This window comes from Nocardia neocaledoniensis (assembly GCF_029868625.1).
Taxonomy (GTDB): domain Bacteria; phylum Actinomycetota; class Actinomycetes; order Mycobacteriales; family Mycobacteriaceae; genus Nocardia; species Nocardia neocaledoniensis_A.
Genome location: NZ_JARWOJ010000265.1, coordinates 1 through 8,540 on the forward strand (window position 1 = coordinate 1; position 8,540 = coordinate 8,540).

The window sequence follows — 8,540 nt, forward strand, 5'->3', positions numbered from 1 at the left end:
CCCCCCCCCGCCCCCCCCCCCCCCCCCCCCCCCCCCCCCCCCCCCCCCCCCCCCCCCCCCCCCCCCCCCCCCCCCCCCCCGCCCCCCGGCGCGCGGCCCCCCGCCGCCCCCCCCCCCCGCGCCCCCCCCCCCCCCCCCCCCCCCCCCCCCCCCCCCCCCCGGCGCGCACCACCCCCCCCCCCCCCCCCCCCCCCCCCCCCCCCCCCCCCGCGGCCGGCCCCCCCCCCCCGCCGCCGCCCCCGGCGCCCCCCCCCCCCCCCCCCCCCCCCCCCCCCCCCCCCCACCCCCCGCCTGTCAGAGACCGAACGTCTTGCCGATGATGTCGCGCTGGATCTCGCTGGTCCCGCCGAAGATGGTCGACACGAGCGCACCGCGGACGTGCTTCTCCATGTCGAACTCCCTGGCGTAGCCGTAGCCGCCCATCATCTGCATGCCCGCCAGCGCCACCTGCTTGGAGGTCTCGGTGGCCTTGAGCTTGGCCATCGACGCCTCGCGCGCGAACGTCTTGCTCGGGTTGGCGTCCACCGCCGCGGCGACGCTGTAGACCAGCAGCTTGGTGCATTCGATCTCGGTCGCGAGATCGGCGATCCGGTGCCGCAGCGCCTGGAAGGAGCCGATCGGCCTGCCGAACTGCTTGCGCTCGCTGATGAACTGCAGCGTGTCCTCGAAGGCGCGCTCGGCGGCGCCGAGGCTCATCGCGGCCAGGATCAGACGCTCGAAGTTCAGGCCGGTCATCAGCTGACGCCAGCCGTTGCCCACCTCGCCGACAACCGCGTCCGCGGGCAGCAGACAGTCGGTGAAGTAGAGGTCGTTGGTCTCCTTCTGGTTGCCCATCAGCTCGATCGGGCTGATCTTGAGCCCCGGGGTGTTCGCGGGCACGTGGAACATGGTGAGTCCCTCGTGCTTGCCGCCGCTGCGGTCGGTGCGCGCGACCAGCAGGATGTTCTCGGAGATGTGCGCGTTCGAGCACCAGGTCTTCTGGCCGTTGATCAACCAGCCGTCGTTGACCTTCTCCGCCCGGGTGGTGAGCGCGCCGACATCGGACCCGGCCTCGGGCTCCGACATCGAGATCGACTGCGAGGCACCGCGGACGATGCCCCGCAGCACCTCCTCCTTCTGCGCCTCGGTGCCGAACTTGGCGTAGGCGCCGCCGGTGATCAGCGTCGGGCCGATGGCGCCGATGGGCAGCATGCCGCGCAGGCTCTCCTCGAGCAGGATGCACATGTCGACCATCGAGGCGTCCGAGCCGCCGTACTCCTCGGGCACGGTCAGGCCGAGCCAGCCGAGCTCGGCCATCTTGGCGTACACCTCGGTGTTGTGCTGTTCGGCATCGTGGTGGGTGAGCGCGTCACGCTTCTCCCGCGTCCCCGCCTCGCGCTTGGCGAACGCGGCGACCGCCGCGGCGAAATCCTGCTGTTCCGGGCTGAATTCGACGCCCATGGATGTGTCCCTCTGCTTTCGGTGTCGGGGGTGGATGAACTGGTCTACTTCGCGTGCCCGAAACGGCGCGCGGTGAGCTTGCGCACCAGCGACATGGTCGACTCGGTGCGGCCGAACGACAGCAACGCCATGCCGGGGATGACGAACTTCTGCCGGGCGATCGAATGCGGCCGGGTGAAGCCGAGCAGGCCCGCGGCGCCGTGGATCCGGCCGATCCCGGACTCCCCCACCCCGCCGAACGGCAGCGCGGGGATGGCGGCATAGGCGGCCGGGCTGTTCACCGAGGTCGCGCCGACCCGCAGCCGCCGGGCGATCTCCATGCCGCGCTTGCGGGAGAACACCGTCGAGGCCAGGCCGTAGCGCGAGGCGTTGGACAGCCGGATGGCCTCCTCCACATCGCGCACGCCGCGGATGGTCAGGGTGGGTCCGAAAGTCTCCTCGGCGACGGCCAGTGAATCCTCGGGGGCGTCGAGCAGCACGATCGGGCTCACGAACGGCGCCGTGATCGAGTCACGGCCGCCGACGATCGCCTTCGCGCCCTTGGCCAGCGCGTCCTCGACGTGCTCGGTGACGATGTCGACCTGAGCGGGCAGCGTCATCGGGCCGTAGGCGGCGTCGGGGCCAGAGCCCGGCTTCAGGTCGGCGACCCGCTTGGTGACCTCGGCGACGAATTCGTCGAGCACCGAATCCACCACGTAGCAGCGCTCGGTACCGACGCAGGTCTGCCCGGAGTTGGCGATCGCCGACCAGACGATCGCGTCCGCGGCCGCGGCCACATCGGCGTCCTCGGCGATGATCGCCGCGTCCTTGCCGCCGCATTCGAGGACCACCGGCGTGAGCCGCTGCGCGGCCGCGGCCATGATCTTCTTGCCGGTGGCCGTGGAGCCGGTGAAGGCGATCATGTCGACCTCGGACTCCACCAGCGCGCGTCCGGTCTCCCCGTCACCGCTGACCACGCTCAGAATGCCCTGGGGCAGTGCGGGATTGGCCTTGGTGAAGGCATCGGCGAGCCAGTGCCCGACGCCGAGGGTCAGCTCGCTCGGCTTGAAGACGACGGTGTTGCCCGCGGCCAGCGCGTAGGCGATGGAGCCGTTCGGCGTGTACACCGGGTAGTTCCACGGCCCGATCACCCCGACCACGCCGTGCGGCCGCTGTTCGATCACCGCCTCGTGGTTGGCCATCATCAGGCCGGGGAAGACCTTCTTGGGCGCGAGCACCTTCGGCGCGTTCTTCGCCGCCCAGTTCAGATGCTCGACGGCGGTGATCACCTCGAGGTAGGCGTCCTCGAGCGGCTTGCCGTTCTCGGCCTTGATCAGCTCACAGAACTCGTCGATGTTATTGATGATGCCCGCGGCCCAGCGTAGGAGTGCCCGCTTCCGCTCGGTGAACCCGAGTTCACTCCAAGTCCGCGCGGCGGTGCGAGCCCGCGCGACGGCGGCGGCCACGGCGGCCGCGTCGTCGACCGCCCAGGTGCCGACCGGCTCCCCGGTGGCAGGGTTCACGGTACTCACCATCTTCGCAGAATTGGGTGCGGTAGTGGGGGTTTCGGTCATTCTCGACCTTCCTTCGGCTTACTCGGCGACTGCTGCGTCCAGGTCGGGACACGCACGGAGTCCGGCGCGCCGCGCGAACTGTTGACAGTCCGCGCCGACCACCATTAAGTTAATCACAATTCTCGATAAGTTAATCACGGTTCTCGCAACTTGCAAAGGGCTGCCCCACCGGTGGCGGCCTGCGGGAACATCGGATCCGAAAGGGAGGGCGCGATGTTGCGCACCCGGTTCACCGAGGCGTTCGGGGTCGAACACCCCATCGTGCAGGGCGGGATGATGTGGGTCGGCCGAGCCGAACTCGCGGCCGCGGTCTCCGAGGCGGGCGGTCTCGGCATCATCACCGCGCTCACCCAGCCGACACCGCAGGCCCTGCGCGAGGAGATCGCCAAGGCCAGGGACCTCACCGACAAGCCGATCGGCGTGAATCTGACGATCCTGCCGTCGATCACGCCGCCGCCGTACGAGGAGTACCGGCAGGCGATCATCGACTCCCGCGTCCCGATCGTGGAGATCGCCGGCGGTAACCCGGCCACCCACCTGCCGTTCCTCAAGGACGCCGGGATCAAGGTGCTGCACAAGTGCACCAGCGTCCGGCACGCGCTCAAGGCGCAGCAGGTCGGCGTCGACGGGGTGAGCATCGACGGCTTCGAATGCGCCGGTCATCCCGGCGAGAACGACACCCCGGGTCTGGTACTCATTCCGGCGGCGGCGCGCGAACTGGAGATCCCGATGATCGCCTCCGGCGGCATCGCCGACGCGCGCGGCCTGGTTGCCGCGATGGCGCTGGGCGCGGACGGGGTGAACATGGGCACCCGGTTCCTGTGCACGGTCGAGTCACCGATCGCGCACGCGGTCAAGGAGCGGATCGTCGCCAACACCGAGCTCGACACCAAGCTGATCTTCCGGACGATGAACAACACCGCCAGGGTCGCCGACAACGCCGTCAGCCGCCAGGTCGTCGAGATCGAACGCGCCGGTGGCACATTCGACGATGTGCGCGAACTCGTCGCGGGGGCGCGCGGCCGCAAGGTCTACGAGAACGGCGACCTCGACGCCGGCATCTGGAGCGTCGGCCAGTGTCAGGGCCTGATCCACGACATCCCGACCTGCGCCGAGCTGGTCTCGCGCATGGTCCGTGAGGCCGAGGCGCTCATCGCCCAGCGGCTGTCGAACTCGGTCGTGACGGTGGTGGCGTGATGAGCGAGAGCATCCGTATCGACGAGGAACGCGGCATCCTGCGCGTCACGATCGACCGCCAGGCCCGCATGAACGCCATCGACCTGGCGGCGATGGCCGAACTGGCCGAGGTCATCGGCGCGGCCGCGCACCGGCCGGAGACCAAGGTCATCGTGCTGACCGGTGCGGGCAAGGCCTTCTGCACCGGCGCCGACCTGGCGGCCGCGGCCGCGGCGGGCGGCAACGAGGCCACTCCCGAGCTGGTGATGGACACCGCCAATGCCGCCGTCCGCGCGATCATCGACTCCCCGCTGCCGGTGATCGCGCGGGTCAACGGCCCCGCCGCCGGCGTCGGCGCCTCGCTCGCGCTGGCCGCCGACCTGGTCTACGCGGCCGAGGACGCCTACCTGTTGCTCCCCTTCACCTCCATCGGCCTGATGCCCGACGGTGGCGCGACGGCGATCGTCGCCGCCGCCATGGGGCGGGCCAGGGCCGCGGAGATGGCGCTGCTCGGTGGCAGGCTGCCCGCCGCCGAGGCCGCCGCCGCCGGCCTCATCACCCGCGCTGTACCCGCCGCGGAACTCGACGAACAGGTCGACACCGTCGCCGCGAAGCTCGCGGCCGGGCCGCGACGCGCGCTCGAACTCACCAAGGCGGCCCTGAACGCGGCCACCCTGCCCGGCCTCGACGCCGCGCTGGCGACGGAGAAGACCGGCCAGGTGGAGCTGCTCACCTCGGCGGACTTCCTCGAGGGCATGACCGCGATGCTCACCCGCCGCGCACCGCAATTCGCGGGTGCGCCGAGCCCGATCGCCGACCCGGCCTAGTTCTTTCGAGGAGACGACATGTCCATTGCCGCAGAACCGATGCGCTCGCGACGCAATCACTGGATGAACCAGATCGCGATCCACGCCACCGCCATCCCCGACGCGCCCGCGCTGCGCTACCTCGGCAAGACGACGAGCTGGCGGGAGCTGCACGAACGGGTCGGGCGCCTGGCCGACGCGCTGTCCCGGCGCGGGATCGGCGCGGGCGACCGCGTGCTGATCCTGATGCTCAACAACACCGAGTACATCGAATCCGTCTTCGCCATCAACACCCTCGGCGCGATCGCGGTGCCGGTGAACTTCCGGCTCACCCCGCCCGAGATCGGCTACCTGGTCGCCGACAGCGGCGCCACGGCGATCATCACCGAGGCGATGTTCGCCCCGCTCGTCACCGCGGTGGCCGAGCAGACCGGCGGCCTCGACACCCGCATCGTGGTGGGGGTCGGCACCTGCGAGGGGATGCTCGGCTACGACGATCTGCTCGCCGAGGACGGGGCGCCGCACGAACCCGTCGACGTGCCGGAAGACTCCGCCGCCCTGATCATGTACACCTCGGGCACCACCGGTAACCCCAAGGGCGCGGTGCTCACGCACCTGAACATGAACTCTCAGGCCCTCACCTGTATCCGGGCCATGCGCTACAGCGCCGACGACATCGCGTTCTGCGCCTCGCCGCTGTTCCACATCGCCGGACTGGGCAGCGTCGCGGCCTGTTTCGTGCTCGGCGCGCTGACCGTGATCCATCCGCTCACCGCCTTCGACGCCACCGAGGTCCTCGACGCCTGGGAACGCGAGCGCGCCACCTCGGTGTTCCTCGTGCCCGCCCAGTGGCAGGTCGTGTGCGCCGATCCCACGGTGCCGCACCGCGATCTGCGATTGCGGGTGATCTCCTGGGGTGCCGCGCCCGCGTCGGACACCGTGCTCCGGGCGATGGCCGAGACCTTCCCCGACGCCCTCAACGTCGCGGTGTTCGGGCAGACCGAGATGTCGCCCATCACCTGCGTGCTCGACGGCGAGGACGCGATCCGCAAGCTCGGCTCGGTCGGCAAACCGATCCCCACCATCGCCACCCGCGTCGTCGACGACGAGATGAACGACGTGGCGCCCGGGGAGATCGGCGAAATCGTCTACCGCGGACCGACGTTGATGCGCGAGTACTGGAACAACCCGCGGGCCACCGCCGACGCGTTCGCCGGCGGCTGGTTCCACTCCGGTGATCTGGTCCGGGTCGACGAGGAGGGTTTCGTCTACGTCGTCGACCGCAAGAAGGACATGATCATCTCCGGCGGCGAGAACATCTACTGCGCCGAGGTCGAGAACGTCCTGTTCGCGCACCCCCGGATCCGGGAGGCGGCCGTGATCGGGCGCGCCGACGAGAAGTGGGGCGAGGTGCCGATCGCGATCGTGGCGGTCGAGGGCGAGGGCGAACTCGACCTGGCCGCGCTGGAACCGCACCTGAACGCGCACCTGGCCAGGTACAAGCACCCCAAGGGGCTCGTGATCGTCGAGGCGCTGCCGCGCAACGCCGGTGGCAAGGTGGTCAAGCACGAACTGCGCAAGCTGCACGGTACGGCGGCCGCCGTCGGCTGAGCGCGCCCCCGCGCAGGACCGTCCGATCCCGTTGTGCCGGTGGCGCGACGGGATCGGTCGCGTCGGTGGGCGCGCTCAGGCCGCGCGGCGGTCCGTCGCGGATTCGCCGCCGGGGACGGGCCGGGTCGCCGATCCCGGCATCGGCCGGGCGAAGAGCACCCGCAGCGCGGCGTGAACCAATTCGGCGAGACCGCGGCGGCCCGCGGGCAGGCCGAGCACACTCCACACCGTCTTGGTCTCCGAGGGGGTCACCGGCGCCCCGGCGAACCGGTCGGCCAGCCAGTTCAGGCTCAGCGGCGTCGAGAGGGCCAGCAGGGTGAGGTGCTCGCTGAGCCGGTCCCGCAGATAGGTGACATGGGCGCCGTGGGCGCGGTAGCGCTGCACCAGCGCGTCGATGTCGGCGCTCGCGATGATCTGATCGTGCACCGCCTGCACCACCAGCATGGGCACCTCGGGCGCCGTGGTGCCCAGCTCGGCATCGGCGAACACCGCGGCCATCTCCTCGAGCGCGAGCAGTTCGGCCAGCGGGATGCTGATGTGCCGCTCGACGTTGTAGCGCGCCAGGCGCAGCACGGTGGCGCCGGTGCTGGAGGTGGCGGCCTTGTCGAGCACGGCCATTCCCGCCTCGTTCACATGCGCGCCGAGCACGGCGTCGAACGCCGGATACACCCGGCGCAGCGCGGCCACGACCAGCGTCGGCAGACCGGCGTGCAGGCCGCCGTTGAGCCGGTGGAAGGTCGCGACCAGGTCGCCCACCGGCGAGCCGAGGACCGCGCCGATGATGTCCAGTTCGGGTGCGTAGGTGGGCGCCGTCTCCGCCGCCCACGAGGTGGCCAGTCCGCCACCGGAATAGCCCCACAGGCCCACCTGCGCCGTCGGGTCGAGGCCGAGCGGGGCGAAGGCCAGCGCGGCGCGCGCGCCGTCGAGCGCGCGGTAGCCGGGTTCCCGCGGGGCGCCCCACGCGCCGAGCATGCCCTCGTGGTCGGGGATCGAGATCGCCCAGCCCCGGGTCAGGGCGTCGGCGAAACAGAGCAGCTCCACATGGGCGAAGGTGCCGATCGCCCGCGAACCGCGCTGGAGTCCGTAGGACGGGAAGCCCCGCGAGGACACCGCGTCGATGGCGCACTGGAACGACAGCAGCGGCGTCCCGGGCGCGGTGCCGCCCGCCGGGGCGATCACCGTCGTCACGCCCGCGTCGGGCTTGCCGTTGAGATCGCTGGTGCGGTACAGCAATTGCCACGCGGTGACCCGCAGCGGGATCAGCCCGAAGGCCGCGAGCTCGATCGGCCGCCACCGCAGCACGGTGCCGGGCGCGTGCTGGGCGTAGTCCTCGGCCGGGCGATAGAACGGGTCGTCGTCGGGGAGCAGCGCCGTGGTGGGCGCCGGCCAGCTCTCGGCGCGCGGCGGGATGGACTCGGCAGTCAACGGAATGTCTCCAGTGGTCGAACGGTCCGGTCGGTGGCGACCGGACCGACGGGGCGTCATCGGCTCAGGCGGTGCGGCGCGCGGGCTCGCTGCGGTAGCGCGAGGCGGGGCCGGCGATACCGAGCAGACGCCAGGTCAGCTTGGCGAGGGGATTCATCATGCCGGTGTCGGTGACGAGGGCGCGGACATCGCCGAAGACGTCACGCATGGTGACCTGCGACTCCGGGCTGTCCCAGTACGCCTCGCGCATCACCTCGGCCGGGATGTCGAACTTCTCCACGAACTCCTTCGGCGGGGTCGCGATCATCGACAACATCACCCGCATGGCGACGGGGAACGCCACCGACAGCGCGGTCTTGGTGACCGGATGCATCGACGGCACGTTCTTGCGCAGGTATTCGTGGGCGAAGGAGATGTGCCTGGCCTCCTCGGCCACATGGATCTGCATCACCCGATGCACCATCGGATGCAGATTCACCCCACCCCGCAACAGCGACTTCTGCAGATGATCGATCGGCTCCTCACCACC

General features: G+C 70.9%; 8 protein-coding genes. 3 read left to right on the forward strand and 5 right to left on the reverse strand.

From position 1 onward, the window contains the following. The 3 genes from QH270_RS20305 to QH270_RS20315 form a co-directional block, all read right to left on the reverse strand. A partial coding sequence (locus tag QH270_RS20305) for a hypothetical protein (RefSeq protein WP_280344820.1) occupies window positions 1–284 on the reverse strand: 284 nt, incomplete at its 3' end. Window positions 285–294: 10 nt separating this feature from the next. Further along, complete coding sequence (locus QH270_RS20310) at window positions 295–1,440, reverse strand: acyl-CoA dehydrogenase family protein (protein ID WP_280344823.1); 1,146 nt, start codon at window positions 1,438–1,440, stop codon at window positions 295–297. 44 nt (window positions 1,441–1,484) lie between these two features. Beyond that, window positions 1,485–2,954: an aldehyde dehydrogenase family protein gene (locus QH270_RS20315; RefSeq protein ID WP_280344825.1), complete on the reverse strand. Its 1,470-nt coding sequence runs from the start codon at window positions 2,952–2,954 to the stop codon at window positions 1,485–1,487. 252 nt (window positions 2,955–3,206) lie between these two features. Here QH270_RS20315 and QH270_RS20320 point away from each other — a divergent pair, with 252 nt between their 5' ends. From QH270_RS20320 to fadD5, 3 genes are read left to right on the forward strand one after another with little or no spacing between them, the layout of a single operon-like run. Beyond that, complete coding sequence (locus tag QH270_RS20320) at window positions 3,207–4,190, forward strand: NAD(P)H-dependent flavin oxidoreductase (protein WP_280344826.1); 984 nt, start codon at window positions 3,207–3,209, stop codon at window positions 4,188–4,190. Continuing rightward, a complete protein-coding gene (locus QH270_RS20325) occupies window positions 4,190–4,996 on the forward strand; it encodes an enoyl-CoA hydratase-related protein (protein ID WP_280344828.1) in 807 nt (268 codons plus the stop codon). Before QH270_RS20320 ends, QH270_RS20325 begins: the two co-directional genes overlap by 1 nt. A gap of 18 nt (window positions 4,997–5,014) precedes the next feature. After that, complete coding sequence (gene fadD5, locus QH270_RS20330) at window positions 5,015–6,586, forward strand: fatty-acid--CoA ligase FadD5 (RefSeq protein WP_280344832.1); 1,572 nt, start codon at window positions 5,015–5,017, stop codon at window positions 6,584–6,586. A gap of 75 nt (window positions 6,587–6,661) precedes the next feature. Here fadD5 and QH270_RS20335 read toward each other — a convergent pair whose 3' ends face one another. Continuing rightward, a complete protein-coding gene (locus tag QH270_RS20335; RefSeq protein ID WP_280344835.1) occupies window positions 6,662–8,011 on the reverse strand; it encodes a lipase family protein in 1,350 nt (449 codons plus the stop codon). A 64-nt stretch (window positions 8,012–8,075) separates the two neighbouring features. Next, on the reverse strand, window positions 8,076–8,540 hold a 465-nt coding region (locus tag QH270_RS20340; RefSeq protein ID WP_280344837.1), incomplete at its 5' end, for a diiron oxygenase.

Coding starts and splice junctions, on each gene's coding strand:
- QH270_RS20310 (WP_280344823.1), bottom strand. CDS start 1,440: ATGGGCGTCGAATTCAGCCCGGAACAGCAGGATTTCGCCGCGGCGGTC.
- QH270_RS20325 (WP_280344828.1), top strand. CDS start 4,190: ATGAGCGAGAGCATCCGTATCGACGAGGAACGCGGCATCCTGCGCGTC.
- QH270_RS20315 (WP_280344825.1), bottom strand. CDS start 2,954: ATGGTGAGTACCGTGAACCCTGCCACCGGGGAGCCGGTCGGCACCTGG.
- QH270_RS20320 (WP_280344826.1), top strand. CDS start 3,207: ATGTTGCGCACCCGGTTCACCGAGGCGTTCGGGGTCGAACACCCCATC.
- fadD5 (WP_280344832.1), top strand. CDS start 5,015: ATGTCCATTGCCGCAGAACCGATGCGCTCGCGACGCAATCACTGGATG.